The sequence below is a fragment of the Corynebacterium sp. HMSC05D03 genome (assembly GCF_001807205.1).
Classification (GTDB): Bacteria; Actinomycetota; Actinomycetes; order Mycobacteriales; family Mycobacteriaceae; genus Corynebacterium; species Corynebacterium aurimucosum.
Genome location: NZ_KV788168.1, coordinates 117,515 through 143,506 on the forward strand (window position 1 = coordinate 117,515; position 25,992 = coordinate 143,506).

The following is a 25,992-nucleotide window of genomic DNA, read 5'->3' on the forward strand; positions in this document are numbered from 1 at the left end:
GGGTACTACCAGATGGTGACGCGCTCCTCCGGTGCTAGACCACCCTCGACGTCAAAGGCCTCGTAGAATTCATCGATGTTTTCAGCGATGATGTTGCAGCGGAACTCCGCCGGCGAGTGCGGATCAATGGCCAGGTACTGCGTGGCCATCTCCGGGCGGATGGCAGTGCGCCACACGCGCGCCCACGCCAGGAAGAAACGCTGCAGACCGGTGTACTCGTGCTCTGCCAATTCCGGCTCAGCGCCCTCAGCCTCAAAGGGCGTGACCTGGCCATTGATGTCCAGGCCCTTGTCGGCGCAGTAGTTCTTGTAGGCCACCACGGCGATTCCCAATCCGCCCAGGTCACCGATGTTCTCACCCAGGGTGAAGCTGCCGTTGACGCCTGCGGAATCGGTGCCTTCCAGCACCTTCGGTACCTGCCCTTGGAACTGGTCCACCAGTTTCGCGGTCAGCTTCTCGAAGGCCGCACGGTCCTCCTCCGTCCACCAGGAGTTGAGGTTGCCCTGGCCGTCATACTGCGAGCCCTGGTCATCAAATCCGTGGCCGATCTCGTGACCAATCACCGCACCGATAGCGCCGAAGTTCTCCGCCGCGTCCGCCTCAGGGTTGTAGAAGGGCGGGCGCAGAATCGCTGCCGGGAAGGTGATGTCATTGACCACTGGATTATAAAAAGCATTGACCGTCTGCGGGGTTGCGAACCATTCATCGCGGTCCGCCGGCTTGCCAATCTTGGCCAATTCATAATCGTGATTCCACGCGTTACCCGCGCGCACATTGGCCACCAAGTCCGCTCCCTTCGGAGAAAACTCCAGGTCAGAATAGTCACGCCAGGTATCTGGATAACCGATTTTAGCCTTGAACTGCGAGAGCTTCTCCAGCGCGCGCTCGCGGGTAGCCGGGGTCATCCACTCCAGCTGCGAAATCCTCTCGCGGTAAGCGGCGGTAAGGTACTCCACCAGCTCATCCATCTCGGACTTCGAGGAGGGCGGGAAGTGCTTGTCCACGAAGACCTTGCCAATCTCCTGTCCCACCATGTTTTCCGCCAAGCCCACGGCGCGCTTCCAGCGGTCACGCTGCTCCGTGGCACCGGAAAGCTTGGTTCCGTAGAACTCGAAGTTCTTCTTACCGATCTCCTCGGAGAGGTAAGGCGCGCGCGAGAGCAGAATGTGCCACGTTGCCCACAGCTGCCAATCCGCCATACGGCCGGCGGTGAACAGGCCCTCGAGGTGCTCGAAATAAGACGGCATCATAGCTACCGCACGGTGCTCGGGCAGTCCCCCACCCTGCAGGATGGCGCGGGTGATACTGGGCAGCTTGGCGACGTCCACCGGGTTATACGTCTTCACCGCATCGCGCGAGGCCACCACGTCCCAGTGACCAGCGGCAATTTCCTTCTCGAGATTCACGATGCGCGTAGCGGCCACCTCCGCGCCCAACCCGAAAAGGCGCGCGGGATCCAGGAATCCAAGCATGGCAGCTACGTGCTTCTCGTAGTCAGCGAGCGTCTGCGCGTGAGCTTCCTCGCGATAATAAGCCTCATCCGGCAGACCCAAACCAGACTGAATAATGTAAGCCACTGCTTCTTCGGAACCGGAGTCTTTTTCTACCCAGAAGGTAACCGGGGCGCCGACGCCCTCACGCTCCAGCACTCCCAAGTTGTGCGCCAGCTCCTCCGGATCCGCGGCCACCAGCTTGTCGAGGTCCTCGTCAAGTGGCGCCGTTCCCGCAGCATTGACTCCTTCTACATCCATGTGGGCGGAATACGCGATCCCAGGGCGGCCCGTGTCTTCCTTAACGATGTCGTGGACGAGTTCCTCGGCTTCGTCGCGAAGCGCGTGAAAAGTACCGTCGACACCGCGATCATCGGGAATAACGTGGGACTCAATCCAGGGGCCATTGACAAACTGATACAGATCCTTCATGCACTTCACTCTATGTCAGAAGCACGCGTTAGTGTGGTGTGCATGACTTCTTATCGTTTCCCGCCAGCGAAGATGACGGGACCGTTTTTCGCGGTACTTGGAGTAACCCTTCTCGTGCTGGGCACGCCCGCTGTCCTCAGCTTGGCGCTACCGGAGCACGATCCTGAAACAGAGCCAGTCGTCCTCGATGATCCGGAGTGGCGCCAGCCCATCGACGGACTGGAATGCAGCGTCAACTACGAATCCGTGGCCAACCAGGCGTGGGATTGCGGTGATACCTTGGTCGAGGCCTACCTCACCTCTGATGTCGACGATGATGAGCTGGCCCTACGCCGCGCTGTGCGAGCCACGACCTTTGGGTCGATGCCGAAGGAAAAAGTAGAAAACAACGACGGCATGCTCGTACTACGAACGTATACGTACATGCCGGTCGTTGCCGTCAGCGTGGCCAAAGGCAACCTCAATTACAAACTCGTCTTCTCGGACGGAAATCCAGAGGAACTCGCCGATCAGTTTATGGAGGCCTTCAAGTGAGCAAAATCTTTCGCGTAACCCTGTGGGTCTTCATTGGCGTCTGCCTACCCGCCGCTCTTATCAATCTGTTGGGCTCCTTTCTCGTTGCCCCGCTTCCAGGCCTGATAAGCCTGCTGATTGGATTAGCCTTCCTAGCACTAGGCCTATACCTGTGGCGCCTTAGCCCAATGTGGGCACGGCCAGCCAAAGGCTGGGCCACTGCCAGCGTGCTGTGGGGAGGCGGTACCGCAGTATCTTTAGCGCTCCTCTCCGCGCTGCCATTCACCTCCCTCACCAAAGGCGTGGGCTGGGAAGAATCCATGATGTCCTGGTCCGGTGCTTATCCGGAGGAATTCGCCAAGGCGCTGGGCGTGGTCTTCGTATTGCTTAGCTTCCGCCAACTCAACCGACCCTGGCACGGTTTTCTCGTTGGTGCACTCATAGGCTGGGGTTTCGAGGTTTTTGAGAATATCCTCTACGCCTCCCTCGGTGCCGTGATGCACCCGACCTCTGACTGGATTGGCATGCTGCAGATGTGGGGGCTCCGCCTCGTGGCGGGACCAGGCCTGCACATGTCACTGACGGCCATCGCGGGCTTCGGCATCGGCTGGGCCATTTACGCTGCCCATAAAACCTGGTGGTGGCGTCTCGGCGTAGGAGTGGGCGCCCTCTTTGTTTCCTTCTGTCTCCACTTCGCGTGGAACTACATGTGGGATGAGACATGGCAGCTGGTCACGCAGTATATCGTCGTCGCACTTATCCTCTACCCCACCGTCATCACCCTAGGGATTCGGGCCCACCGTCTGGCCAAGTCGGACGATACCTACTCGCACTCGCCCGGCCTCGCCAGCCTGCGGTGAACTAGTCGAACTGCCCCTGCAGCTCTGATGTCGCGCCCCAAGGATACTTTCTTTACTTCCGACAACGGCTACGGCTTAGCATGCCTGCGATGAGCTAGGCACAGCACGCTTCAGCTCCGCACATGCCCTATCGCGCGCGTCCTGTAGAGGCGTCGGCAAGCCTGGCGCCTGCGGTGCAACCTCCACCGCTCCCAGCACATCCCCCGTGAGATCCGCGGGGGATCCATAAGTATTAGCCGCCACGCTATACCCAGGACCGAAAGAGGCACTAGCGTGAATCTGACGGTTATCCGACCATCCAAATTTCGTTCCAATAATGCCCGGGATGTGTACGGTGCCAAAGTCCTGGCGGTAGCCGTCGGATGCCACAGGCGCTACCGTCGCCATACCCTTCATGAGCGGCGCGGCAGACGGGTCGCCAGATATCGCCCCTATGAAGCGAGTGAGATCCTCCGTCGACGTCGTGGTATTTCCCCAGTAGCCATTGTGATGAGTGTCCCCTAGCCGGTACTCCCCGATAATAGAGGGAATGGCCTGTGGATACTTCCGCTCCAAGTCGCTGGCGGTGCCGTCCTCAGAAAAACGAATCATGTTCTCCACCCGCGCCTTATCCTCCGGCGCACCATATTTCAGCACCCACATACCGAGATACAGCTTCGCCAGGGAAAGCGCGGGGCGGGACTCGTGGCTATTCCCAGTGGAAACTGAATTTCCATCGGCATAGCGCACGGTCATCTGGGTGCGTGGTGGGACTTTTCCAGGATCGAAAGTCAGAGCCTGGGCAGAAGGCGTGGTGACGGCCGCCAGGGCAAGACCGACAATGATGGAACGAGACTTAAACACTTGTATAGATTAACTCAAGTCACAGTTTTGCAGCTCTGATTGGAGATTTGGCGCCCTAAGACGCCACTGGAAGTTTCGAATGTTCGTTTTACCCATCGTCCACCCCGCGGAGAGTGTGGAGTATCAGTGTTCCCATTTGCCCCTTTAATCACAACTTCTTTCCGCGGTATGGACTTCTCCAGGGATAACGAATAAGCTCTTATTTCGAAAGGGATTTCGAACGGTGGGGGTTCGTTCCTTCGCAGTAGCTCGACCAACAGTAGGGGGTTGAAGTGTCTTCCACTTCAGACGTTGTTGTTTCCTATTTTTCTCATTCCAATCCGAACGACCCAGTATGTATGAAAGGCAAGGACATACGCCAAGCAGACTACGAGTTCTGGTCTAGCGTCCTTCCCGCCTTGGACGAAGACTCAGACACAGCGTGTATGCGCCTTGGACTAAAGACCGGCAAAACGGCCGGGGCAGTTGCTCGCATAGTCATGGGGATTTACCGCCTCAGAGAACTCCCCCAGCTCAAAGCCCTGCAAGATGCTTATTTTTTGCTGGACCTACCTGCCTTGATTGCCATTGACCAGGTCATGGCTAAGCTGGGCCAGCCTTCCCCAGAGGTAGTGGCTGCCATCGATACTTCATTGGCCCGTTGGTTTACTCCTACGAAGCCCAATCAGGCGTTTCCCAGCACTTCGCAGATTCGCCGCCGCATGCGTGATCTCGTCAAGGTTCATGATGACTCCATCGCGGTGGAAGATACGCGCCCGAAGAACCGGTATTCGATACTCACCCGCGCCCAGCGCGCCACCATCGAACTAGAGGTTGACAGCAGCATCGGGGTCATTATTCATGAGGCTATTAAGGCAGCAGCGGAAAAGCATGAGGTTTCTATGGCCGAGGCACTCATCCTCCTCATCACTGGGAAGGTAGAGCCAGAAGCTGCCCGAGTAGTACTCCACACTTATCAAGCTAATGACGTCGAGGATGCACCAGTATATGTAGAAGGTCACGGCTGGCAGGTAGGCAATATCCCCGCACAGGCGGTAACGAAAAGGGATTTGAGAACAAAGCCGGAGGCTTCCAAAAGCTACGGGCCAAACACGATGGTGCGCAAGTATGTTGAGGGCCGCGATGGCACCTGTCGTGCAGCTGGCTGCGGAATGCCTGCGTGGCTATGCCAGTTGGACCACCGTATTAACTACGCCGATGGCGGACCAACGCACCCGGACAACATGGTCGCGTTATGCCAGCATCACCACAACATGAAGACCGACGGACGGGCCTTTTATATTTTGGACCCGGATACCGGGGATGTGGTCTGGCTTTTTGAGGATGGAACGTGGGCAATCACCGAACCTTCCGGACCACTAGCCCCTAAGAACAAGCGCTGGGCGCGAAGTGTGGCACAAGATATTGAGGGCTTCCGCGCCCGGAAACACCGTGAGGCTCAAGAACTTAAAGCTGAGCTAGACAAAGAACAACAAGAGGCCGCACACCACGCGCATACAGAAAAAGCAGAGAACAAGGAACCTGAAGGCGGAGAGGAGATCCCCTTCTAAGAAAGGTCCGTCGTTTAAAACGACGAAGGGAATCGTCGTCTACCCCATGTCGACTAGAAGAACTCCACCAATGATCAGTGCGACCCCTAAGCCCTTAAGCCAGGTGAAAGGCTCACGGAAAAGCATGAAGGAAAAAAGAGCAGTAAGCGCCACGCCTGAGGCAGTCCAGATTCCATAGGCCACGCCTAGCGGTATTCCCTGCCGAAGCGCCAATGACAAGAAAGCATAGGAGGACACATAGGCCACGACCACCCACGCTACCCATGCCTTCTGGCCGTGAACGGCCAGCATACGCAGGCCCAAGGTGCCGGCGACTTCGATAAGAATGGCAAGGGATAACCAGATCATGTCTCCACTTCCACGAGCGTTGTTTTCGGCGCCCGGCCGCCCATCTCTACGCAAACTACGCCGGCGATGATGCAGCCCATGCCCACCATCATGAGCGGCGTGAGCTGTTCGCCAAAGAGGTATGCGGACAGCCCCGCGGTAAGCACCACACCGGTTGCGCCCCAGATGCCATAGGCCGCACCCACGTGCATGCCACAGCGCAACACTTGGTGCAGGGCGGAAAAAGCGACGACGTAGCCCGCCACCACCACGACATAGACCGCGGGGTGCTCTAGCGCCGCCTTGAGGCATAGGGTCGCCACGACCTCACTGAAGATGGCAATGCTCAAAAAGAGCCAAGCGCGCATTTTCACCCTCCCAGATCCGTTGCATCCAGCCCACACTCAGAAAGGACCACGCGGTCGCCGCGGTGCGGGATGCCTTCTTCATCCCAATGGGCTTGGGCGGCCGAGGTGTGGGCGCGGCCAGTGCTGTTGACCACCCGCCACCAGGGCAGATCTGCGCTTTTCGACATCACCCAGCCCACATATCGCGCGCCGACCCCCACCACTTTGGCGATCTCTCCGTAGGTGGAGACATTGCCAGCTGGAATGCGGAGAACGACCTCCGTAACCCTAGAGCTCGATGGGTTCTTCGGGGGCATCCTCAACCTCACACAAGGTAAGCGCCGCACCTGTGCAATCCTCGATCAGACACAGACGGCCGAATGGGGAATCGTGGGGCTCACGAATGATCTTTCCGCCGTTATCAATTACAGCCTTAGCTGCCTGGTCAATGTCCCGCACGCCCAGGTAGGTTTGCCAGAAACTCGGCAAGCCCTCCGCGTGCCAAAATCCGGCGAAGGCAGCGCCTTCTTCCTCCGCTACTGCGTAATGCTCATCACCACGGATTTCCCAGTTGAAGAGCTCGCCATAAAAGTCCAGCGCTGAGTGGAAATTCGCCGAAACCGTCAGCTCATGCCACACCGGAGTACCCGGCTCTCCGCCGGCGACGAAGCGGTCGAGCTCCGGCTGCGTCAAACCAAACATGGCACCACTGTTGTCCAGAACAAGCGCCAACGGCGCACCTAAAGCGAGGATCTTGCCACCGAGTTGTTCTACCCGGGCGCAATCCGCCTCCAAGTCGCGGGAAAGGAAATAAGTTGCCCAGGTGTCTTGGCCTGGGACAATCTCCGCGATGGGAAGGCCCTGCAGGCGGGCAATGCCGTCTTCGAATTCCCAACCCAACACGGCCGAGTAAAACTCTTCGGAGGCCTTCACATCGGAACTAGCCAGAGTAATCCAGTAGGGCATTCCTACTTCTGCTTCAAAAGCGGGCATTAGAGGTTCCTCCACTTCTCCGGGTCAAAGTCATCATCGGCGGTGGCCTCATCGAAATAATCGTCGTCGTCTTCGACGACGCGGGCGCAGGTGTCGGAGACACAGATGACGTCGCCAAGCACCAGCGTTGCACCGCGCTGCTTAGTGACTTCCCCATTGACGGTGACCTGGCCTTGCTCGATGAGCTCTTTGGCCTCACCCCCGGTTGCGACCAAGGAGGCCAGTTTGAGGAACTGGCCGAGCTTGATGGATTCTCCCTTAATTGAGACTTCTAGCATGCTGACCAGCATACCCAGCTCAAAGCGCAAGGAGTCCCTCCGTCAGAATGATGACGCCAAGCAGGGCAAACACGACACCACTAAAGATATCGACACTGGCGGAGTTCTTCGCCATCCACTTCGACACCGCACGTGTGCACAGCGCGACGCCAACGAAGATGATGAGGCTTTCGAGGATGAGCACTGAGCCCACCGTGGCATTGGCACCAAACCCCATGCCGGGGTCGATGAAATTGGCAAAGATAGCGCCGAAGAAGATCAGCACCTTGGGGTTGGAAAGGTCGCTGACCAGGCCCATGCGATACGCCGTGCCGAGTCTGATGATGCCGTCCGGGGTGAACCCGCGCGGTTGGGGATTCATAGTTGCCGGTGCACGGCGCTCTTTGATGCCACCGCTGATGGCAGAAAAAGCCATCCACAGCAGATAGCTGCCGCCTGCAATCTGCAGCGCCACTAGGATTTCCGGGTGCGCCGAAATCAATGCGGTGAGCCCCGCTAGCGAAGCAACGGTCCACATCATCAAGCCGGTGGTGCTACCGATTGCGGCCCACACCGCCGCGCGCGTAGAGCGGGCGCCCAAACGAATAATCTGTACCACGTCTGGTCCCGGCGAGGCCATCGCCGCGAACCACACACCCATTAAGGACACTATGGCGCTGAATGCCATCTAACACCCCCATACTCACATGCATTATTGCTAACACATGCCACTATAAGAGGCGTCTCACCTGCAGCGAAACAGGTAATTTAGCTTTGCGTGCGCGGCTTAATGGTCATGGTGTCAATGTTGACGTGCTCCGGCAGCGAGGCCACCCAACGCACGGCCTCAGCGATGTCTTCTGCGGTGAGGTTGAGTTCGCCGTCATACACCTGTGCGGCACGCGTTTTGTCGCCCCGAAAACGATTAAGGGAAAACTCTTCCGTGGCCACACGGCCTGGGTCGAGTTCGGTGACGCGGACACCGTGCTCCTCGATACGTAATGCACGAGAAATCACGCGCACGCCATGCTTGGCGGCGTTGTAGCCGGAGCCGCCCTCGTAGACGTTCCACCCGGCAACGGATCCCATGTTGATAATGAGCCCACCCCGCAGCTTCGGCATGAGGGCTTGGATCATACGGACAGTGCCGAGGACGTTGACGTCGTACATCCACTGCCAGTCCTCTACGGTGGTCTCCACGAGAGGTTCCAAGCCCTTCGCGCCACCGGCGTTGTTGACCAAGAGGTCCACGCGGTCGAGGTGGGAGACGAACTCAGCCACGGACTCGTCCGAGGTTACGTCGAGGGCATAGGCCTCGCCACCGATGTCCTTCGCGAGGGCCTCAAGGCGCTCTACGCGACGCGCACCGACGACGACATGCCAACCGTCGGCCGCCAACGCTCTTGCCGACGCCTCCCCGATCCCCGAGGACGCTCCTGTGACAACTGCTACCTTTTCCATGCGCCCTAGGATAGGACTTCTTCCAGCTCGGCGCAGATGTTTTCCACGATCTCGATCTTGAAGTCGGCCGGGGTAAAGGTGCCATCCTTCATGTCAGTATTGAGCGAGATATCAAGCTGAGTGCGCAGCTGCTTCATGGAGAAATTAGCCATGATGAGACGCCACGCCTCCACCGCGCGGATGCCGCCGCTAAAGCTATAGCCCACATAGGCAATCGGCTTGGCCACCCACTCAGCGCCCAAGGAATCGACGGCGTTCTTGAACGCACCCGGCACGGAGTGGTTGTACTCCGGGGTAACGAAGATATAGCCGTCGCAGGCATCAATGGCATCGGACCAAGCTTGGACATTCGGGTCCTCGTAATTTTTGTTTGCCGCCATAGGGATGACGGAAGAAGTGAGAATTGGAACGTCGAAGGCCTTGAGGTCAATGAGCTCGTAGTCAACGTCGCGACCTTGGGCCAGGTCAGTGACCCATTGGGCGATGGCCAGCCCGGCGCGGTCGTCGCGGGTAGAGCCAAGAATGATGCCGATTTTTGCCATAAATGTGCCTTTCACATTTTGTTAACGTGTCAACGTTTGAGCGTACGCCGATATGCTCACGCGATCGACATTTCCGCTCAACATGTTTATTCTTTTGCCATGTCACAGGAGAACTTGGCGAATCACGGATCCATTGAGCGCATGACCAGCGGGCAGTGGTTCATGCCCAGTGTCAACGAGGAGGTCAACGCCGAGCACCAGCGCGGATTCCGGTTGGTCAAAGAACTCAACGAGCTGCACAACACCGATCGCGACCGCGCGCACGACATCCTGCGCGCGCTGCTCTCCCCCGAGTCCGAAGTACCCGGCCTCCACACGCCGCTTAACCTGGAATACGGCCGCAACGTCACGGTTGGCAAAGGGGTGTTCATCAACTTTGGTGCGACAATCCTGGCGCAAGCGCCTGTAACCCTCGGAGACCGCGTCATGATGGGGCCGAACTGTTCGCTCATCACGGTGGGCCACCCCGTCAACGATCATGAGATGCGGGCGGAGGGCTGGGAAATAGCTAAACCTATCACCATCGGTGATAACACGTGGTTTGGCGCCAACGTCACGGTCCTGCCTGGCGTCACCGTGGGCAAGAACTGCGTCGTAGGCGCAGGCTCACTGGTGACCCGCGACGTACCGGATAACTCGCTGGTCCTGGGCTCGCCGGGGCGCGTGGTGCGCAAGCTGGAGGACAACGAAGATAGGTGGGAGCGCCAAGATCTCGATGTTTGATCTCAAGGCAATCGGCAAGGGACTTCCCGTCCTAGAGACCATTGATTCGCTTCCTTCAGACGGCCACGTCGTGGTCCAGGCCCCGCCCGGCACCGGTAAGACCACGCTTATTCCACCGGCATTAGCGAACCAGGTAGAGGGCAAGGTTCTCGTCACCGCACCACGCCGCGTGGCGGTGCGTGCGGCGGCAAACCGCCTTCAGGAGTTGTCAGGCCAGCGCATCGGCTATGCGGTGCGCGGTGATTCCCGCAAAGGCGCGGACGTCGAGTTTGTTACCCCAGGTGTTTTGTTACGCCGACTGTTGCGGGATCCGGAACTTGAAGGGATTTCCGCCGTGGCCATCGACGAGGTCCACGAACGCCAGCTCGATACTGACCTCGTACTCGGTATGTGCTTAGAGTTGGCGCAGCTCCGCGATGACTTTCGGGTTATTGCCATGTCCGCGACTGTCGACGCCACCCGCTTCTCCCAGCTTATGGGGAATGCGCCGATCCATTCCACTGAGGCTGTCACGTACCCACTCGATATTTCCTATGAACCGATTCCGGGGCGCGCTGCGGGAGATCGAGACTTTTGGAAAGGCGTGGCGAGGGTTGCCGCGCGGCAGCACGAGTCCACGCTGGTCTTTGTTCCCGGCGTGCGCGAGGTCAACCTGGTGTGTGATGCACTGAGTGGCCATAACGTTTTTCCGCTCCATGGCCGCCAGACCACGCAAGAGCAGGATGCTGCGCTTTATACGCGCGAGCCGCGCATCGTGGTGGCGACGTCCATCGCGGAATCTTCGCTGACCGTGCCAGGCGTGCGCACCGTCATCGATGCCGGGCTATCCCGCGTGCCCAAGCGGGATGCGCAGCGCGGGATGAGTGGGTTGGTGACAGTGTCGACGTCGAAAAGCAGCGCCGATCAACGCGCCGGACGTGCCGGACGTGAGGCGCCGGGTACCGTCGTCCGCTGCTATTCGCAGGAGGATTACCAGCACTTTTCCCCGCACGTGATTCCAGAAATTCTTTCTGCGGACCTCACGCAGGCGGCACTGTTCATGGATAGTTGGGGCGCGGGACCGGATTTCCCCTTGCTGGATCCCCCACCGGGGCCCGCGCTTGCCGACGCCCACCGCACCCTAGATCTGCTCAACGCTGGCGAAGAGCTGGCGTTACTGCCAACGCACCCACGATGGGGAGCTGCCCTGCTCAAACATGGCTCCGGTGCCGCTGACACAATTGCCCGCCTGGATGATTCGGATCCGAAGCGGCTTGCCCGCTTGGTGCCCAACAAGGGTCCGGTGGACCCAGGCGTGGTGGTCGCTAGCGCCTTCCCGGAGTTCGTGGCTAAGCGCGTGGGCGACAAGGAGTTTTTGCTCGCCAGCGGTACGCGCGCGCGGTATTTCGAGGATGGTCACGACTGGTTGGCGGTGGCTGAGGTGTCGTTGGCGCGATCTGGAAACGCCATCATTCGTGAAGCAGTGCCCATTGCGGAAAAGGACGCACTCGACATCATCGGCGTGACCGAAGAGACGCGAGCATTTCTCGACGGTCCCAAGGTCCGTGGCATGCGCGTGCGTGCGGCAGGCTCCATCGTGTTGTCGGAAACCCCAGTGAAGGTCTCCGGTGATGAGGCGGTGGAGGCACTACGCAACTCCGGACAGGGTTTAAATCTGTTTCACTTCAGTGACAAGGCTCAAAACCTGCGGGAACGTATGCGTCATCTGCATAGGGCATACGGGAATCCGTGGCCGGACGTGGACGGCGATGATCTGAGCTGGCTGGAGCCGGAGCTGCATGAGCTGGCTGCCGGGAAGCGGCCAGACATGTACCCGGCGCTGCAGCGCTTGCTCCCCTGGCCCGAAGCTAGCCGCTTGGATGAGCTCGCGCCGGAACGGTTAGCGGTTCCGTCCGGACGTGCTGCGAGGATCGATTGGTCCGGCGAGCGTCCCGTGGTCTCCATCAAGCTGCAGGAATGCTTCGGCCTGGCTGAATCGCCCGAGTACTGCGGCCACCGCGTGCAGTTTCATCTACTGTCCCCCGCCGGTCGCCCGCTCGCCGTCACCGATGACCTAGCCAGCTTCTGGGCTGGGCCTTATGCCGGCGTGCGCGCCGACATGCGCGGGCGCTACCCCAAACACCCGTGGCCGGAGGATCCATGGAACGCTGTGGCCACGGCGAAGACGAATTAACCCCACTGCTGCCAGGACAGGTACACGCTCATCACCACGACGAGTGCGAGAAGCGCATAGCGGATGAGCTTTGCACCACCGCCAAGCACAGTCCGCGCGCCCAGCTGCGCGCCAATGATATTTGCTGCCGCGAGAACTAAGGCGAGACCCCACACCACGTGGCCACCCACGATAAACACCACGAGCGCACCGACGTTGGTACACGTGTTGACCACTTTCGCCATCGCTGCGGAGGTGAGGAAATTCTGCGAGAAGATAGCGGTAAAGGCCATGATGAGGAACATGCCGGTGCCGGGGCCAAAGATGCCATCGTAGAAGGCGATGGCAGCGACAGCGGCTAACCCTGCCCACGTGCGCCAGCCGCCGCGGATTCCGTCGCCGCTGCCGAAGTCCGGGCGAAAGGCCACAAAGATGCCGACTGCCACCATAAGCACGATGATGACCGGCCGCATGACGTCCTTGTCCATGAGTGCGGCTGCTGTGGCCCCGAGTCCAGAGCACACCAGCGCGATGAGTCCCATGCGGATGAGCTCGCCCTTCGGCGGGCGAACCTTCTTGACGAGTGTGATGGCCGCCGACGCTGTGCCGGATACCGCCGCCACCTTGTTCGTGGCCAGGGCTGTGGCGGGCGCAAGCTGGGGTGCGACCGCCAGGATGAGTGGAATGAGCACAAGGCCGCCGCCGCCAATGACGGCATCGATCCATCCGGCCGCGGCAGCGCCGATGGTGAGAATCGCCCAACCGCCTAATCCGAAATCCATGTCCATCATTAAACTCGATTCCATGTCTGTTCGTACGCGATGGGTCATCGTGGCCCCGGGGTCTGCAGCACTGGGGGCATTGTTTAGCTACCTTCACGTACCCGCAGCCTGGATCCTCGGCGCCATCGTGGTCTCGGGAGCCATGGCCTTGACGACGGGCAAAGAACTCGCCGTTAACGAGCACTTTTATTCTGTCGCCCGCGGGTTCATCGGAATGATGGCGGGCATACCACTGACCTTAGTTCCTGCCTCCACGCTCCTTGGCTTTGTGCCAGCCGCGGTGACGATGTCACTCATCACCGTGCTTATCGGTGTCGCCGGCGGCGTGCTGCTACACCGCTCACAGCCAAAAGATATTTCCTGGGAAACCGGAATCTTATCCATGCTGCCGGGCGGGGCCTCGCTCATGCCCGCGCTAGCCAGCGAACTCGGTGCGGACTACCGCTACGTGGCGCTGACGCAATACCTGCGCCTTCTGGCGGTGTCGGTGTCCCTCCCCTTGGTGGTCTCCTTGTTAGACGCCCCCGCGGGCAAAGGCGTCGACATGAGCGTTGACGGCGAGGTCACGTGGTGGATCGTGGGGTTGACGGTCGCCATCGCCGTGGTTGGTGAAAAGCTAGGCAAGCTGGTGCGTTTGCCAGCTGCTGCTGTTTTGGGGCCGCTCCTCTTGACCGTGCTGGTCGCCCAGGTTATTCCAGCCGGCCATACCTTGGAGCCGCTCTACGTCTTCAAAATCATGGCGTTTATGTCCATCGGCTGGGTCTGCGGTGGCGGACTGTCAGTACCGGCACTGCGGGCCTTCACTAAGCAGCTACCAGCAACGATCCTCTTCATCATTGTCGTCATCGGCGTGTGCGCGCTCACTGCTGTGCCTTTAACCGCCTGGCTGGACATCACCTACTTCGAGGCTTACCTCGCCACCTCACCCGGAGCGCTGGAGACCGTCCTCGCGCTCTCCGCGGAAGGAGGGGCGGGTCCCGCCGTGGTGGCCGTGCAGATTATCCGGCTCATCATCGTGCTCGTCATCGCGGGATATTTGCCCCAGATTTTGGGGCTATTCCGCCGCTAGTGGATAAATCACAGAGTCACTAGTGGATAAATCCAAGAGTGAGGTGTGGATAAATCCAAGAGTCTGACAACTAGTCCAGAATTGTCTCGCGCAGAATCGACATCGGCACAGAACCTAGGGCCAATGCCTGGGAGTGGAAATCACGTACGTCCATGCCCTGCTCCACGGCAGCGTCGCGGGTCTGCTGCCACAGGCGCTGGCCCAGAGCATAAGACGGCGCCTGGCCCGGCCAGCCCAGGTAACGAGTGACCTCGAAGGAGAGGTTAGCGTCATCCATCGCGGTGTTCTCACGCATGAAGGTCTTGACGTGGGACTTGTCCCAGATGCCGGACGCAGTGCACTCCGGCAACGCCTTGCCCAGGTGGAGTCCGATATCCACCACGACGCGGGCGGCGCGGAAGCGTTGGGCGTCGAGAAGCCCCATGCGGAAGCCCGGATCATCCATGTATCCCAGCTCCGCCATGAGTGCTTCAGCGTATAGAGCCCAGCCCTCACCGTGGCCAGAGTTCCACGTCACCGCACGGCGCCATAGGTTGAGGTCCGGTTGGGTCAGCGCGGCGCCAATCTGCAGATGGTGGCCCGGCGCGCCCTCGTGGTGGACGGTTGTCAGCTCCTGCCAGGTGTGGAAAAGCTCCTGGCCAGCCGGTACGGACCACCACATGCGGCCGGGGCGGGAGAAGTCATCGGAGGGCGAGGTGTAGAAGATGCCGCCGGTGCCGGCCGGGTCGATACAGCACTCGATTTCTTTAACGGCCTCCGGGATGTCGAAGGCGTTGCCGTCGAGGTCCTTGATCGCGCGGTCCGCGGTGGACTGCATCCACTCCACTAGCGCGTCGGTGCCGTGCAGCTGGTAGCGCTCCTCTTCGTTGAGTTTGCGCATGGCCGCGCGCACGGTGACGTCGGAGCCGTAGAGCTCGTGGGCGATCTTTTCTTGTTCCGCCTTGATGGAGCGCACCTGGTCCATGCCCCACTCATAGGCCTCATCGAGGTCCACGGCATCGCCAACGAAAAGCTTGGAGAAGCGCTCGTAGCGCTCGCGGCCCACCGCATCCTGCGATGGTGCCTGCGGCTGCAGCTCGTTAGAGAGCCAATCGGCGAACTCGCCGAAGGCTTCCTTGGCCGCGTCCACCTCTGGGCCTTCAACGCCAAGGTCCTCGAGCATGGAGCCGGCGTCGGCAAGCCGCTCGCATTGCACGAAGACATCGGAGATCTGGCGCTGCGGCGCGACCATGCCACGCGAAGCCGCCTCGGTGAGGGACTCCTTGTAGCCGTTGAGCGAGGTTGCCACCTTCGACAGGCGCGAACGCAATGCATCAAGCTGCTCCGGGGTGTCCTTCGGCATGAGCATGAGGGTGTCGCGAATGGTCTGCACCGGGGAGGCAATGTTGTTAAGGCAGCGGATGTCCTCACCGGCATGGTGCAGGTCAAGATCCAGGCAGAGACGGTCGCGCAAGACGGCGGCGGTGACGTAGTCCACCTCGTCAAAATCGTCGTCATCGTCGGATTCGTCGGTGGTGTCATCGAGGGCATCGAGATCCGCCATCATCTCACGAGTGCGATCCGCCACGGAGGAGTAGTACTCCGGGGAGAAATCTTCCAACTCACCGTCGAAGCCGGGAATTCCCCACGCGGTGGCATCGGTGGGCGTGAGCTGCGCGAGGTCGTGGACGAAATTATCGCACGACGCGTCCAGCAGCGAAGGCTGGCGCTCTGCGTTCTGGTCAAAACTCATAAGGGCGAAGTCTAACGAAGATCCAGGGGTTTGGGCCAACCCAGCGCCGCCTTATTTACCAGCTTGTTAGCTAACTGTTGCTCCACTTACTTCCCGGGCTTGTCCAGGATGTAAATTCGTTGAGCACTTCAGCAGGAGAGGGGTTCACCACGAGAGCATCGAGGAAGCGCTTCTGAACGAATCCCTCCTGCACCATTGCAGAGTACATTCTTATAAACGGCTGCCAGAATCCCTTCACGTCTACGAGACCCACCGGGCTATCCAGGTTCCCCAACTGTTGCAAGGTGAGCACCTCGGTGAGCTCCTCTAGAGTTCCCACGCCACCCGGCAGGCATACGAAGGCATCCGCGAGTTCCTCCATACGCGTTTTGCGCTGCGCCATGGTGTCCACGACTTCGAGTTTGGTTACCCGCTGGTGTGACATCTCGTAATCAACGAGCTGCCGCGGGATAACCCCAATGACGGTGCCGCCGGCGGCAAGGCAGGAATCTGCGACGATGCCCATCAGGCCTACGTCACCGCCGCCATAGACCAGGGTGAGGTTGCGCCGCGCGAGCTCCTCCCCCAAAAGGTGTGCGGCTTGGCCATAGGCTTCAGAGTTTCCAGCGGCGGAGCCGCAGTACACAGCAACAGAATCCATGAACACTACTCTAACGCAGGCACACTTCTAGACTATGATGTCTACTGAATCCCAATTTCTATTAGACAATGCGGTCTGCTGAATTTATACTTGCGCCATGATTAAATCTGGTCCCGTGTTCACTCGCCCCCGCACCCCAGCGGCGAAGTGCCTCCACATCATTCGACTCAACCCCGTTGTTACCCGCAGTGAACTTGTCGAAGCCACGGGACTCTCCCAGCCGACGATTACCCGCGCCACTGCCGCACTGCTGGGTGCTGGACTGATTCGTGAGCGCACGGATTTGACGCAGTCCCGCGGCCGCGGGCGCCCCACCGTGCCCCTGGAAGTGGCGGATAATGATTGGATGCTGGTTGGTATTGCGGTTGGCACCGCCTTTACCCGCATCGCCTTCTTCGACACCAAGGGACGCACCCTGCGCGAGGAAGACGTGGCTACCCCGGTGTCGCGCTTGAGTGCAAGCGATGTTATCGAGCACATCATTGCTGGTGTCAACCGCCTGATGACCGGCCTGGATCGACGTTTGGTTTCAGTCGGCGTGACCACCTCCGGCAGCGTGAACGAAGCTGGACGCATTACCGCCCACAACCTGGGCTGGGACGAGATGGATATCGCCAGCCGTCTGGAGTACCAGTTCGGCGTTCCGGTTGTCGTGTCCTCCGTCATCCCTGCCATCCTGGGATCCGAGACGCAGTCTGCGGAGCTGGGCGCGGAGAAGCCCGTCATGGTGCTCTACGCGGATGACTCCGTTGGCGCTGCGCTGACCTTGGGCGATGAAATTGTGCAGCTCGAACTCGACGAAGCTGACGTCCTGGCCACGCAGGCGATGCTGAATGAGACCGGCGGAGACTCATTCCCAGACGTGGTCGCGAATGCTGATGAAGAAACGCGGGCGCTTCTCGACGACCGCGCGCGCTCCCTCGGGGCCACCGCTGCTGAACTTTTAACGCAGCATAAGCCCGATACCCTCGTGGTCGCCGGCGGCGCCTTCTCCGATGATCCGGCGGCCCCGAAGCTCTTTGCTTCCGCCGTGCGCCAGGCCACCGATCACCCAGTGGAGCTGCGCATGATTCCTTCGCACACCGAGATTGTTCGCGCCTGCACCCGCGCTGTAGCGCTTGATCCGCTGCTGCGCGTTCCGCTGGAGCTCGGCCGCGAGGCGAAAGCTGCCTAAAAGTAAACCGAGTCGATTCCCGTAAAAAGGTGGGCCTTGAGCCCGAGACGCTGGGCGGCGGTGACGAAGTCCGGCCGATCATCGAAAAAGTGCGTGTCCTTGGCCTGCGCGCCGAGGGCATCCACGGCCACGAGGTAGGCCTCCGGATCCGGCTTGGCTACCCCAATATCGCAGCTCAGCGTCACGGCAGCGCATTCCTTCAGCCAAGGCTGCGTCTGGCGGATCCGAGTTCCCAGAACCGTCGGAACATTCGCCAAAATGCCGACGCTATGCCCTTGAGCAATAAACCCTAGGACCGCGCGCACCATCTCTTCATCGGCGACCAACAGGCGCTCGGTGTCCAGTTCGGTCGCGTGGCTGACGTCAAAGGAGCTCAGTTCCGTCAGCGCGCGAATGCGGCCCCAATACTGCGCATCGCTCAGGTGCCCAGCATTATAGGCAGGGCGAAACTCCTCATAGATGGACCAAAAGTGCTCTACATTTTCGGGACGGAGGTAATCCTCCAACTCAGAGTTCCCGGCGGGCCGCATGAGCACGCCATAAAGGTCGAAGAGCAAACTTGCCATGCGCCCAGTGTAGCCAGACCGCACTAGCTCCAGTCAGCGTGCCCGCCACGAAGAGCGGGAGCGACAGCGTGCCCTGCGCCCACAACGTCGAGGTGGCCCCCACGAGGAACAAGCCGCCGACGCTAAACAGGGAGCGGCTCAGCGCCGTCGATGCCGCGGCGGCGCAGAGCAACAGTGCTAGACCCGCGAACGGGCCAAGCATCACGGCGAGAGCGAAGAAGAAGGTTCCCAGCGCCATGTTCGTTGCGGCCAGCCACGTGCCGCCGACCAATGCGATCACAAGGCCGGCCAGGGCACCGCAAATGAGCATCAGGCGCGTTGTAGTCATGAAAGAAATTCTCCCACCAACCGCAGAGGGCTGTGGGAGAATTCCTAGAAACTATATGGCTTCGTTACCGTTGCGCCAACGAACCATCGACGCGCAGTAGGCCCGAACCGTCATTGCCCACCAGCTTGAGCTGGTCAATGATCTCAGACACGGTGGATTCTTCCTCAACCTGCTCCTCGAGGAACCAGTTGATGAGGGCGCGGGAATCGAGATCCCCAGCGGCATCCGCGGTGCGGGCGATCTCCCGGATCTGCTCCGAGACCTTCTGCTCATGCGCGAGGGAGGCCTCAAAAGCATCAAGCGGGGTGGCGGCCTTGACGGAGCCGACCTGGATATCCTCCAACTCGACGCGGTAGCCACGGTCCAACAGGTGCTCGGCGAACTTCTGTGCGTGCTCGCGCTCTTCCTCTGCCTGCTTGAAGAACCAATCGCGCATACCCGGGAAGGACAGGTTGTCCATCTCGTAGGCCAGCTGGGTGTAAATCAGGGCTGCGCCGTGTTCGTTATTGACCTGGGCGTTGAGGAGCGTTTGCAGTTTCTCATCCATAAGAGTTAATCCTTTCGTGTGTTGTTCCCACAATTTCGTGTGTTGTTCCCACAATACAGAAATTCTCTGGACGCGCTAGCAAGGCGATCTTAAGCAAACTCGCACGTCATAACACTTTTTCTGGTAGGTTTACCTAACCCAAACCAGAAATCCTCTGGTAACGCGCGAGGCTAACGCCATCGAGGCCGCGGAATTCCACCGCTACTCCACGACTTGCGTACTTGTTTTCCACGGATTCAAGCACCGCCACGGTTGAGGCATCCCAGATATCGGCCTCTGAGAAATCCACAATGATCTTGTCCACCGGCAGGGTGTAATCGAAGGCGTAGACCAGATCGTTGGACGACGCGAAGAAAAGCTGGCCGCGCACGGTGTAGACGTTGCCCTCCAGCTCCACCGACACCAGGTGCGCCACGCGGCGCGCAAAGGCCACCGAGGCGGTGAGGACGCCGAGGATCACACCGACCGCCAGGTTATTCGTGGCCAAGGTGCCAATGACCGTCACGAGCATGACGAGGGTTTCGCTCAGAGGCATACGGTGAATCGTGCGCACCGAGCGCCAATCCACGGTGTGGAAAGACACCATGAACATGACCGCCACGAGAGCAGCCATGGGGATTTTCCCTACGGTATCCCCCAACACGAGGATGAGGATAAGGAGGAAGACGCCGGCGAGGAACGTCGACAAGCGCGTGCGTGCCTGGGATTCCTTGACGTTGATCATGGTCTGGCCGATCATCGCGCACACGCCCATGCCGCCGATGGCCGCGGCGAGCATGTTGCCGATGCCCTGTCCTACGGATTCGCGTGTCTTATCGGAATGGGTGTCCGTAAGGTCATCGACAAGCTTGGCGGTGAGCAGAGATTCCATGAGGCCGACCAGCGCCACGCCCAGTGCATAGGGAAGGCAGAGGAGGAGAGTGTCCTTCGTCCACGGAACATCCGGAATAATGAAGCCAGGCAGGGAGGTCGGCAGCTCACCTTGATCCGCGACGTCGGGAACCTGCCACCCAAAAATCACAGTCAACATGGTGACCACCACGATCGCCATGAGCGGGGCGGGGATTACCGTGGTGATTCGCGGCCACACCACCATGATCAGCAGGCCCAAGGCGACGAGGACATACACCAGCCACGGCACGTTCCACAGATGGCTCAGCTGCGCGGTGAACATGAGGATGCCTAAGGCGTTGACGAAACCCAGCATCACGCTGCGGGGGATGAAACGCATGAGCTTGGCGACGCCCAGCACGGCCATCACCACCTGCAGAATTCCCGCCATCCAGATGGTCAACAGCACGTACTGCAGGCCATGCTCGTGTGCCAGCGGCGCGATCACCACGGCGACCGAACCCGCCGCGGCAGAAATCATGGCCGGGCGCCCGCCGGTGATGGCGATGGACATCGCCATGATGACGGAGGCGAAAAGCCCCACCTTAGGGTCGAGTCCGGCGAGGATAGAAAAGCTTAAGACTTCCGGGATGAGGGCGAGCGCAACAGCAAGCCCGCCAAACACTTCCTTGCGAAAGCGGGCGGGCGAGCTGAAGGCCGCGCGGAAAGAACCGGCGGAGGCTTCTGACATTAATGTCCTTCCTGGAAAGAGCCATCGCGCGTGATGACCGGGAGGACGGACCACGCAAAGTTGATCCACTGGTCGGTCTTCTTCCACGAGAAGTCCGGCTCAAAGATGGTGGTCGGCTTCGTGTAGATCACCGCGGACTTGACCTCGGAGGCGGTCCGCTCGAGCAGGTTGACCACGAGGTCGAGGGTCTTGCCGGAATCCGCCACGTCATCAACGACGAGGACCTTCTTGTCCTTGAGCGAATCAGTGTCCAGCTGCGGGTTAAGGAGAATCGGCTCCGGAAGGGTCTCACCGATATCGGTGTAGAACTCCACGTTGATAGCGCCCATCTCCTTGACGCCGATGGCGTAGCCAATGGCGCCGGCTGGGATCAATCCACCGCGGGCCACGCCCACGATGAGGTCAGGGAACCAGCCCGAATCCACGATTTCCTGGGATAGGAAGCGACTGGCCTCACCGAAGACCTCCCAGGTCAGGTTCTCGCGTTCCGGGTTCCACCACTCCGGGGTGCTCATCGTCTAGGTCTCCTTCGCCAGATTGTGCATTTCCCTCAGTTTAATCATCTCCCTCAGCGGAACGGAACCTCTGCCACCGTTCGCCGCAATTTGCGGGTGCGCAGCCGCTCCGGATTCTCCGCCAAGGCCTCCACCGCGCGCACCGCGCACATGACGTGGGCCTCCTTCGAATTCGAATAAAAGGCCTGCGCTTGGGCGGGAAGTTTAGGTACGGCGTGCAGGGGCAAATCAGAAACCGACAACAGCGTGCCGTACGGGATGCGGTAGCGGTAGCCGTTGGCGGCGAGGGTGCAGGATTCCATATCTACTGCCACTGCGGTGGAGTGGCGCAGCCATTCCCACAAGTCCCGGGAGGTGCGCCACTCCCAGTTGCGGTCATCGGTGGAGAGCACCGTGCCGGTGCGCATGAGCGAATTGTCTTTCCCATAGACCTCGTCGACGGCGGCCTCCAGCATGCGCTGGATCTCCGGGATAGCGGGAATCGGGTTGCTGGTGGTGACGGTGCCGTCGAGGATGTGGTCTTCGCGCTGATAAGCATTGCCCAGGATGAGGTCTCCGATGCGCATGCGGCCATCAAGCCCTGCGCAGTGGCCGATCATGATCCAGGCCTCGGGGCGCAGCACCGCGAGACAGTCCGTGATGGTCTTGGCGTTGGAGGGGCCGACGCCAATGTTGATCATCGTGATGCCATCGCCGCCGGCGGTGATGAGATCAAAACGTGGCATCTGGTAGCGGGAGGTGAGGGTGAGCCCGTCGACGTCGAGAAGCACCGCGTCATTGGGGTGGATGGTCTCTCCCGTGGGCAGCACGAGCGCGGTGTAGCGCGAGTCTTCCCGGGCCAGCTCGCGCAGGCCGAACTTAACGAACTCGGTGGTGTGCATGGCGTAGTTGGTGAACAGGATGTACTTCTGCACGGCGTCCACCTCGATGCCGGTGTAGTGCTCGATGCGGGCGCAGGCGATATCGAAGCGCTGCGGGCCAAAGTGAAAGAGTGGCTTTTCCTTCCCGTGGAAGGCTTTCCAGGCGCCGTCAACGATTCCGTCATGCACCGCATCGAGCGTGGGCCGGGGTATGTCGCCGCGGTCCTGGGGAATTTCTGTAATCCCCCGGATATATTCCGGCGGGATGCGCTCATCTGATTGGCCAACGTAAATATCGCAGGGATAGTTATTGGTGAGCCGTGTGAGCTGCTCTGTGAGGTATCCACGAATCAGCCATGGCTTTGATATCACCGCCGAGTAGCGGCCCTCTTGGTCCACGTAGCCGAAGGGTTCAGAGCGGTCGATGGGCGTCCACTGACGCACATGCACGGTGATCTTCGGGTAGACCACGTGGCGGTAGGCGTCGTGGTCCCCCGAGGCGAGTGCGTGACGTGCCAGCTCGCAAGAACTGTCATAGAGCTCGCTGAGGCGCGCAACCGCTTCGTTGACGGAGTGGACATGCTGCAGGTCGGTCATGTCCGCGAGTGTATCCATGAAAGAAGCCCGCCGCGGTGAAGCGGCGGGCCCTATCCCCATGACTAATCCGGTAGCGCGTGCGGTGTGGAGCTCACCGCCGGACCAAATTAGGCAAGCCTTAGCTTAGTACGAAAGTTGGATAAGGGTCAAGAGTAAACTGAAATTCCATGATCCCACTCCCCCTCGGTGCCCGCAGACGTCCGCGCGGCGTCTACGAAGACGACTGGTCCGCGCGTCCCACCGCCGAACGACCTTGGCCGGTTGTTTTGATCCACGGAACCTGCGACAGCAAGGGGATATGGCAGGTTCTCGCAGGAATGCTCCGCGCCGCTGGCTGGGCCACCTTCGCCCCTGACTACGGGACCCGCGCCACCGGCCCCCTGCAGGAATCCGCCCGGCAGCTCGACGCCTACATCAACGCCGTCCGCACCGTTACCGGCGCTGAACAAGTAATCCTCGTCGGGCATTCACAAGGTGGGTTATTGGCTCGGTACTGGATGCGCATGCACGACGGCGCAGAGTGTGTACGGCACGTCGTCTGTATCAGTGCACCCAACCACGGCACGACCCAGGGTGGAATCGCCAGCCCCCTCTTTCGCAGCGAAAGGCAGGAGGAAGTGGCGCGCTCGCTTATCGACGCCTGGTTTGGCCCCGCCGGAATGCAGCAAGTAACCGGCAGCAAGATAATTGAGGACACGAACCGCGGCAGTGAGGTCGAACCCGGAGTGAGCTATACGTGCATCGCCACGCGCTCCGATGCCATCGTGGTTCCGCCCAACACCTGTTTCCTCAATGGCCAGCAGGTAAGAAATATCTATATTCAGGACATCGAGCGCCGCGCGATAATCCGCCACGAAGATATGCCCATGGATAAACGGGTCTGCCAGGTAATCCTCGAAGAACTGGAGCAACTCTAGAGTTCTAGCTCGTCCAGGATCGCATCGAAAGCCGGGCCCACTTGAGTGCGCCACAGGGTGTCTACGCGGTCATCCGCGCGTCCTGGCCCTCCATTGATGGTGGCTACGCGCTTGCCCTGTTTCTTGGCCTCCAGAACGAAGCGGAAGCCGCTCATGACCGCCAGCGAAGAGCCGGCTACCAGCAGGGAGTCAGACTCGTTGACCATCGCATAGGCGGCGTCCTTCTTATAGGTGGGGACGGGCTCCCCAAAATAGACTACGTCTGGCTTGAGGCGCTGTGAGCCGCACCGCACGCAGCCGGGCATGACAAATTCTTCGACCGCTTCGTGGCTGAGGGCAACGTCGCCGTCGGGGTTAACGTCCTCTTTGTTGACTGCCCAGCGTTGCAGATATGTCGGGTTGGCTGTGGCGGCGCGGGCGTCGTAGTCCGCGCGTGTTTCTTCGTATCCGCAGCTCAAGCACACCACGTGTTGCATGTCCCCGTGCAGGGCAATGAGGTTGCGCTGCCCGGCTTCTTCGTGGAGGCCGTCGACGTTTTGGGTGACAACACCCGTAAGGAGCCCGGCGCGCTCGAGTTCGACCAACGCGTAGTGCGTGCGGTTGGGGTGTGCAGCTTGCATGACCCGCCAGCCAACGAAAGCACGGGCCCAATAGCGGTGCGAGGCCTGCGGATCGTGGAGAAATTCCTGATAGGTCATGGGGCGGTGGCGGCTGAGGGAACCGTGCGGGCCGCGGTAGTCGGGCACGCCCGATTCTGTAGAGACTCCTGCCCCGGTGAGGACCATGACGTTGCCGCGGCGCAGTTGCTCGGCGACGGCGTTCAGCGCCTGCTTTGCGGGAGTCGGCTCAGCAATCTCGGCGACTACCCGGGAGATAGAGCGCAGCGCGGACTGGTGGGCGTGGGCAACGGCGGGATCCATGGTGCCCCAGCTTACGGAAGTGCCTCCTCATAGAGGTGGTCCGAGTCGAGCTCACCATGGCGCGAGCAGCGCGCGTTCCAGCCGTCCGGGCGCACCTGCACCACCATGCGGCGCCCGCACAACTGGCAATAGCGCGGGACGTCTAGGCCAGCCGCGGCCGCTGGATGCAAGGTAAAGTCCTCGCTCGGTGGCTTGCCGGTATTGGGATGGAACAGCGGCTCCTCGCCGGCAAGGACGGCGGCGGCCAGTTCCGTCGAGTTTTTCATCAGAGCGCCTTGATGGGCAGGTCGATGCGGCCGAGCATGTCGACGTCCTTTTCAATCTGCTTGCCCAGCGTGGTCAGGTAGTTGCCGGCGATGATGGCGTTGATGCCGCCGAGGAGGCCCTTTTCGGTGCCGTCGTCACCGAGGGAGAGCTCGCGGCCACCCGCAAAGCGGAGGGTTACAGACGGCATGGCCAGGCGGAAGGCGGCCACGGCGCGCAGCGCCTCACCGAGCGGGACTAGGGGGTAGTCCGCGAACGGGGTGCCCGGGCGCGGATCGAGGAAGTTCATCGGTACCTCGCAAGGCTCGAGCTGGGCCAGTTGGTAGGCGAATTCGGCGCGATCTTCTAGAGATTCGCCCATGCCAATGATGCCCCCGGAACAAATCTCCATGCCGACAGCACGCACGTTCTCGAGGGTTTCTTTGCGCTCCTCCCAGGTGTGGGTCGTGACCACGTTGGGGAAGAAGGACTTGGACGTCTCCAGGTTGTGGTTGTAGCGCTGGGCGCCCATATCCTTAAGCCGCTGGGCTTGTTCGCGCGTCAGCGTGCCCAGGGATAGGGAGATTTCGATATCGACTTCATCGAGGATGGCCGGGATGGCCTCGGCAACCTGGGACAGGAGGTTCTCATCTGGTGCTTTGACCGCAGCCACGATGCAGAACTCCGTAGCGCCGGTCTTAGCGGTCTTCTTGGCCGCCTCCACCAGCTCCGGGATGTTGAGGCGCGCGGCGCGCACGGGAGACTCGAACAGGCCTGACTGCGAGCAGAAGTGGCAGTCCTCCGGGCAGCCGCCGGTCTTAATGGAGATGATGCCTTCCACAGACACGTCCGGGCCGCACCACTTCAGGCGCGTCTTATGGGCGATGTCGGCGATCTCTTCCAGCTGCTCATCCGGGATCTGGAGGACTTGCAGGAGTTCTTCTTCGTTCAGGCCGATGCCCTGCTCCAGGGCCTTCTCGCGTGCGATATCTACGATGCTCATGCGGGAAACCTTACTTGAACACCGTTC

General features: G+C 60.3%; 30 protein-coding genes. 8 read left to right on the forward strand and 22 right to left on the reverse strand.

All coding sequences use genetic code 11. The features are described from left to right. Nucleotides 1-5: 5 nt before the first annotated feature. The gene (locus HMPREF3147_RS02930; RefSeq protein WP_070444374.1) at nt 6-1,922 is read right to left on the reverse strand and encodes a M13 family metallopeptidase; all 1,917 of its coding nucleotides are present in this window, start codon (nt 1,920-1,922) and stop codon (nt 6-8) included. 42 nt (nt 1,923-1,964) lie between these two features. Between HMPREF3147_RS02930 and HMPREF3147_RS02935 the strand changes: the two genes are divergently transcribed. Both HMPREF3147_RS02935 and HMPREF3147_RS02940 read left to right on the forward strand, forming a co-directional pair. Then, on the forward strand, nt 1,965-2,456 hold the full coding sequence (locus tag HMPREF3147_RS02935; RefSeq protein ID WP_070444376.1) for a hypothetical protein: 492 nt from the start codon (nt 1,965-1,967) through the stop codon (nt 2,454-2,456). Further along, nucleotides 2,453-3,295 (forward strand): PrsW family intramembrane metalloprotease, encoded by an 843-nt coding sequence (locus HMPREF3147_RS02940; RefSeq protein WP_070444378.1) that lies wholly within the window; start codon nt 2,453-2,455, stop codon nt 3,293-3,295. Before HMPREF3147_RS02935 ends, HMPREF3147_RS02940 begins: the two co-directional genes overlap by 4 nt. Before the next feature lie 75 nt (nt 3,296-3,370). Here the strand turns inward: HMPREF3147_RS02940 and HMPREF3147_RS02945 are convergent, their stop codons facing one another. Continuing rightward, a complete protein-coding gene (locus tag HMPREF3147_RS02945; RefSeq protein ID WP_246815710.1) occupies nt 3,371-4,138 on the reverse strand; it encodes a hypothetical protein in 768 nt (255 codons plus the stop codon). Nucleotides 4,139-4,410: 272 nt separating this feature from the next. Here HMPREF3147_RS02945 and HMPREF3147_RS02950 point away from each other — a divergent pair, with 272 nt between their 5' ends. Beyond that, complete coding sequence (locus HMPREF3147_RS02950; protein WP_070444382.1) at nt 4,411-5,688, forward strand: HNH endonuclease signature motif containing protein; 1,278 nt, start codon at nt 4,411-4,413, stop codon at nt 5,686-5,688. A 39-nt stretch (nt 5,689-5,727) separates the two neighbouring features. On the opposite strand, the gene HMPREF3147_RS02955 is transcribed toward HMPREF3147_RS02950, so the two are convergent. The 8 genes from HMPREF3147_RS02955 to HMPREF3147_RS02990 all read right to left on the reverse strand — a co-directional run bounded on the left by HMPREF3147_RS02955 (nt 5,728) and on the right by HMPREF3147_RS02990 (nt 9,615). Then, nucleotides 5,728-6,036, reverse strand: coding sequence for a DMT family transporter (locus tag HMPREF3147_RS02955; RefSeq protein WP_070444384.1), 309 nt, complete (start codon nt 6,034-6,036; stop codon nt 5,728-5,730). Continuing rightward, entirely contained in the window at nt 6,033-6,383 is a 351-nt protein-coding gene (locus tag HMPREF3147_RS02960) for a DMT family transporter (RefSeq protein WP_070444386.1), read from the reverse strand. The genes HMPREF3147_RS02955 and HMPREF3147_RS02960 overlap by 4 nt, the downstream gene beginning before the upstream one ends. A 2-nt stretch (nt 6,384-6,385) precedes the next feature. Then, entirely contained in the window at nt 6,386-6,679 is a 294-nt protein-coding gene (locus HMPREF3147_RS02965; RefSeq protein WP_070444388.1) for an MGMT family protein, read from the reverse strand. Continuing rightward, the gene (locus tag HMPREF3147_RS02970; protein ID WP_070444390.1) at nt 6,651-7,355 is read right to left on the reverse strand and encodes a VOC family protein; all 705 of its coding nucleotides are present in this window, start codon (nt 7,353-7,355) and stop codon (nt 6,651-6,653) included. The genes HMPREF3147_RS02965 and HMPREF3147_RS02970 overlap by 29 nt, the downstream gene beginning before the upstream one ends. Beyond that, entirely contained in the window at nt 7,355-7,633 is a 279-nt protein-coding gene (locus HMPREF3147_RS02975; protein WP_210384562.1) for an RNA-binding S4 domain-containing protein, read from the reverse strand. The genes HMPREF3147_RS02970 and HMPREF3147_RS02975 overlap by 1 nt, the downstream gene beginning before the upstream one ends. Before the next feature lie 19 nt (nt 7,634-7,652). Continuing rightward, complete coding sequence (locus tag HMPREF3147_RS02980; RefSeq protein ID WP_070444394.1) at nt 7,653-8,300, reverse strand: LysE family translocator; 648 nt, start codon at nt 8,298-8,300, stop codon at nt 7,653-7,655. A gap of 80 nt (nt 8,301-8,380) precedes the next feature. Continuing rightward, entirely contained in the window at nt 8,381-9,073 is a 693-nt protein-coding gene (locus HMPREF3147_RS02985) for an SDR family oxidoreductase (protein WP_070444396.1), read from the reverse strand. A gap of 5 nt (nt 9,074-9,078) precedes the next feature. Further along, nucleotides 9,079-9,615, reverse strand: a complete 537-nt coding sequence (locus tag HMPREF3147_RS02990; protein ID WP_070444398.1) for an NADPH-dependent FMN reductase — start codon at nt 9,613-9,615, stop codon at nt 9,079-9,081. Between the two features lie 99 nt (nt 9,616-9,714). Between HMPREF3147_RS02990 and HMPREF3147_RS02995 the strand changes: the two genes are divergently transcribed. Continuing rightward, nucleotides 9,715-10,338, forward strand: a complete 624-nt coding sequence (locus HMPREF3147_RS02995) for a sugar O-acetyltransferase (RefSeq protein WP_070444400.1) — start codon at nt 9,715-9,717, stop codon at nt 10,336-10,338. Continuing rightward, entirely contained in the window at nt 10,331-12,511 is a 2,181-nt protein-coding gene (locus HMPREF3147_RS03000) for an ATP-dependent RNA helicase (protein WP_070444402.1), read from the forward strand. The genes HMPREF3147_RS02995 and HMPREF3147_RS03000 overlap by 8 nt, the downstream gene beginning before the upstream one ends. Here the strand turns inward: HMPREF3147_RS03000 and HMPREF3147_RS03005 are convergent. Further along, nucleotides 12,508-13,278 (reverse strand): TSUP family transporter, encoded by a 771-nt coding sequence (locus tag HMPREF3147_RS03005; protein WP_371325735.1) that lies wholly within the window; start codon nt 13,276-13,278, stop codon nt 12,508-12,510. The genes HMPREF3147_RS03000 and HMPREF3147_RS03005 overlap by 4 nt on opposite strands. A 16-nt stretch (nt 13,279-13,294) precedes the next feature. Between HMPREF3147_RS03005 and HMPREF3147_RS03010 the strand changes: the two genes are divergently transcribed. Then, nucleotides 13,295-14,341, forward strand: a complete 1,047-nt coding sequence (locus HMPREF3147_RS03010; RefSeq protein WP_246815712.1) for an AbrB family transcriptional regulator — start codon at nt 13,295-13,297, stop codon at nt 14,339-14,341. Between the two features lie 70 nt (nt 14,342-14,411). On the opposite strand, the gene HMPREF3147_RS03015 is transcribed toward HMPREF3147_RS03010, so the two are convergent. Both HMPREF3147_RS03015 and HMPREF3147_RS03020 read right to left on the reverse strand, forming a co-directional pair. Continuing rightward, nucleotides 14,412-16,073, reverse strand: coding sequence for a DUF885 domain-containing protein (locus HMPREF3147_RS03015; protein ID WP_070444406.1), 1,662 nt, complete (start codon nt 16,071-16,073; stop codon nt 14,412-14,414). 70 nt (nt 16,074-16,143) lie between these two features. Next, nucleotides 16,144-16,713 carry an LOG family protein gene (locus HMPREF3147_RS03020; RefSeq protein WP_070444408.1) on the reverse strand — a complete coding sequence of 190 codons (570 nt, stop codon included), beginning with the start codon at nt 16,711-16,713 and terminating at the stop codon, nt 16,144-16,146. A 97-nt stretch (nt 16,714-16,810) separates the two neighbouring features. Here HMPREF3147_RS03020 and HMPREF3147_RS03025 point away from each other — a divergent pair, with 97 nt between their 5' ends. After that, entirely contained in the window at nt 16,811-17,887 is a 1,077-nt protein-coding gene (locus HMPREF3147_RS03025) for an ROK family protein (RefSeq protein ID WP_070444410.1), read from the forward strand. On the opposite strand, the gene HMPREF3147_RS03030 is transcribed toward HMPREF3147_RS03025, so the two are convergent. From HMPREF3147_RS03030 to amn, 6 genes are all read right to left on the reverse strand, one after another. After that, nucleotides 17,884-18,453 (reverse strand): HAD-IA family hydrolase, encoded by a 570-nt coding sequence (locus tag HMPREF3147_RS03030; RefSeq protein WP_070444412.1) that lies wholly within the window; start codon nt 18,451-18,453, stop codon nt 17,884-17,886. The genes HMPREF3147_RS03025 and HMPREF3147_RS03030 overlap by 4 nt on opposite strands. After that, entirely contained in the window at nt 18,395-18,781 is a 387-nt protein-coding gene (locus HMPREF3147_RS03035) for a hypothetical protein (RefSeq protein WP_070444414.1), read from the reverse strand. The genes HMPREF3147_RS03030 and HMPREF3147_RS03035 overlap by 59 nt, the downstream gene beginning before the upstream one ends. A gap of 64 nt (nt 18,782-18,845) precedes the next feature. Then, a complete protein-coding gene (locus HMPREF3147_RS03040; RefSeq protein WP_070444417.1) occupies nt 18,846-19,328 on the reverse strand; it encodes a ferritin in 483 nt (160 codons plus the stop codon). Nucleotides 19,329-19,461: 133 nt separating this feature from the next. Then, nucleotides 19,462-20,910, reverse strand: coding sequence for a SulP family inorganic anion transporter (locus HMPREF3147_RS03045; RefSeq protein ID WP_070444419.1), 1,449 nt, complete (start codon nt 20,908-20,910; stop codon nt 19,462-19,464). Next, nucleotides 20,910-21,425 carry a phosphoribosyltransferase gene (locus HMPREF3147_RS03050; RefSeq protein WP_070444421.1) on the reverse strand — a complete coding sequence of 172 codons (516 nt, stop codon included), beginning with the start codon at nt 21,423-21,425 and terminating at the stop codon, nt 20,910-20,912. The genes HMPREF3147_RS03045 and HMPREF3147_RS03050 overlap by 1 nt, the downstream gene beginning before the upstream one ends. 53 nt (nt 21,426-21,478) lie before the next feature. Further along, the gene (gene amn, locus HMPREF3147_RS03055; RefSeq protein ID WP_070444423.1) at nt 21,479-22,882 is read right to left on the reverse strand and encodes an AMP nucleosidase; all 1,404 of its coding nucleotides are present in this window, start codon (nt 22,880-22,882) and stop codon (nt 21,479-21,481) included. A gap of 167 nt (nt 22,883-23,049) precedes the next feature. On the opposite strand from amn, the gene HMPREF3147_RS03060 reads away from it, so the two are divergent. After that, nucleotides 23,050-23,799, forward strand: a complete 750-nt coding sequence (locus HMPREF3147_RS03060) for an esterase/lipase family protein (protein WP_070444425.1) — start codon at nt 23,050-23,052, stop codon at nt 23,797-23,799. Here the strand turns inward: HMPREF3147_RS03060 and HMPREF3147_RS03065 are convergent. Genes HMPREF3147_RS03065 through bioB form a run of 3 tightly spaced genes read right to left on the reverse strand, consistent with a single transcriptional unit; the run spans nt 23,796 to nt 25,965 of the window. Beyond that, nucleotides 23,796-24,719 carry a Sir2 family NAD-dependent protein deacetylase gene (locus tag HMPREF3147_RS03065; RefSeq protein ID WP_070444428.1) on the reverse strand — a complete coding sequence of 308 codons (924 nt, stop codon included), beginning with the start codon at nt 24,717-24,719 and terminating at the stop codon, nt 23,796-23,798. The genes HMPREF3147_RS03060 and HMPREF3147_RS03065 overlap by 4 nt on opposite strands. A gap of 11 nt (nt 24,720-24,730) precedes the next feature. Then, the gene (locus HMPREF3147_RS03070; protein WP_070444430.1) at nt 24,731-24,985 is read right to left on the reverse strand and encodes a biotin synthase auxiliary protein BsaP; all 255 of its coding nucleotides are present in this window, start codon (nt 24,983-24,985) and stop codon (nt 24,731-24,733) included. Continuing rightward, nucleotides 24,985-25,965 (reverse strand): biotin synthase BioB, encoded by a 981-nt coding sequence (gene bioB, locus HMPREF3147_RS03075; protein ID WP_070444432.1) that lies wholly within the window; start codon nt 25,963-25,965, stop codon nt 24,985-24,987. Before bioB ends, HMPREF3147_RS03070 begins: the two co-directional genes overlap by 1 nt. Between the last annotated feature and the right edge of the window lie 27 nt (nt 25,966-25,992).

Bases quoted from the DNA above. Each gene is read 5' to 3' on its own strand.
- HMPREF3147_RS03030 (WP_070444412.1), bottom strand. From the start codon at position 18,453: ATGGCAAGTTTGCTCTTCGACCTTTATGGCGTGCTCATGCGGCCCGCC.
- HMPREF3147_RS03015 (WP_070444406.1), bottom strand. From the start codon at position 16,073: ATGAGTTTTGACCAGAACGCAGAGCGCCAGCCTTCGCTGCTGGACGCG.
- HMPREF3147_RS02975 (WP_210384562.1), bottom strand. From the start codon at position 7,633: ATGCTAGAAGTCTCAATTAAGGGAGAATCCATCAAGCTCGGCCAGTTC.
- HMPREF3147_RS03065 (WP_070444428.1), bottom strand. From the start codon at position 24,719: ATGGATCCCGCCGTTGCCCACGCCCACCAGTCCGCGCTGCGCTCTATC.
- HMPREF3147_RS02960 (WP_070444386.1), bottom strand. From the start codon at position 6,383: ATGCGCGCTTGGCTCTTTTTGAGCATTGCCATCTTCAGTGAGGTCGTG.
- HMPREF3147_RS03020 (WP_070444408.1), bottom strand. From the start codon at position 16,713: ATGGATTCTGTTGCTGTGTACTGCGGCTCCGCCGCTGGAAACTCTGAA.
- bioB (WP_070444432.1), bottom strand. From the start codon at position 25,965: ATGAGCATCGTAGATATCGCACGCGAGAAGGCCCTGGAGCAGGGCATC.
- HMPREF3147_RS02965 (WP_070444388.1), bottom strand. From the start codon at position 6,679: ATGCCCCCGAAGAACCCATCGAGCTCTAGGGTTACGGAGGTCGTTCTC.
- HMPREF3147_RS02985 (WP_070444396.1), bottom strand. From the start codon at position 9,073: ATGGAAAAGGTAGCAGTTGTCACAGGAGCGTCCTCGGGGATCGGGGAG.
- HMPREF3147_RS03025 (WP_070444410.1), top strand. From the start codon at position 16,811: ATGATTAAATCTGGTCCCGTGTTCACTCGCCCCCGCACCCCAGCGGCG.
- HMPREF3147_RS02970 (WP_070444390.1), bottom strand. From the start codon at position 7,355: ATGCCCGCTTTTGAAGCAGAAGTAGGAATGCCCTACTGGATTACTCTG.
- HMPREF3147_RS03005 (WP_371325735.1), bottom strand. From the start codon at position 13,278: ATGGACATGGATTTCGGATTAGGCGGTTGGGCGATTCTCACCATCGGC.
- HMPREF3147_RS03010 (WP_246815712.1), top strand. From the start codon at position 13,295: ATGTCTGTTCGTACGCGATGGGTCATCGTGGCCCCGGGGTCTGCAGCA.
- HMPREF3147_RS03045 (WP_070444419.1), bottom strand. From the start codon at position 20,910: ATGTCAGAAGCCTCCGCCGGTTCTTTCCGCGCGGCCTTCAGCTCGCCC.
- HMPREF3147_RS03060 (WP_070444425.1), top strand. From the start codon at position 23,050: ATGATCCCACTCCCCCTCGGTGCCCGCAGACGTCCGCGCGGCGTCTAC.
- HMPREF3147_RS02995 (WP_070444400.1), top strand. From the start codon at position 9,715: ATGTCACAGGAGAACTTGGCGAATCACGGATCCATTGAGCGCATGACC.
- HMPREF3147_RS03070 (WP_070444430.1), bottom strand. From the start codon at position 24,985: ATGAAAAACTCGACGGAACTGGCCGCCGCCGTCCTTGCCGGCGAGGAG.
- HMPREF3147_RS02990 (WP_070444398.1), bottom strand. From the start codon at position 9,615: ATGGCAAAAATCGGCATCATTCTTGGCTCTACCCGCGACGACCGCGCC.
- HMPREF3147_RS02930 (WP_070444374.1), bottom strand. From the start codon at position 1,922: ATGAAGGATCTGTATCAGTTTGTCAATGGCCCCTGGATTGAGTCCCAC.
- HMPREF3147_RS02955 (WP_070444384.1), bottom strand. From the start codon at position 6,036: ATGATCTGGTTATCCCTTGCCATTCTTATCGAAGTCGCCGGCACCTTG.
- HMPREF3147_RS03000 (WP_070444402.1), top strand. From the start codon at position 10,331: ATGTTTGATCTCAAGGCAATCGGCAAGGGACTTCCCGTCCTAGAGACC.
- HMPREF3147_RS03040 (WP_070444417.1), bottom strand. From the start codon at position 19,328: ATGGATGAGAAACTGCAAACGCTCCTCAACGCCCAGGTCAATAACGAA.
- HMPREF3147_RS03050 (WP_070444421.1), bottom strand. From the start codon at position 21,425: ATGAGCACCCCGGAGTGGTGGAACCCGGAACGCGAGAACCTGACCTGG.
- HMPREF3147_RS02980 (WP_070444394.1), bottom strand. From the start codon at position 8,300: ATGGCATTCAGCGCCATAGTGTCCTTAATGGGTGTGTGGTTCGCGGCG.
- amn (WP_070444423.1), bottom strand. From the start codon at position 22,882: ATGACCGACCTGCAGCATGTCCACTCCGTCAACGAAGCGGTTGCGCGC.
- HMPREF3147_RS03035 (WP_070444414.1), bottom strand. From the start codon at position 18,781: ATGACTACAACGCGCCTGATGCTCATTTGCGGTGCCCTGGCCGGCCTT.
- HMPREF3147_RS02935 (WP_070444376.1), top strand. From the start codon at position 1,965: ATGACTTCTTATCGTTTCCCGCCAGCGAAGATGACGGGACCGTTTTTC.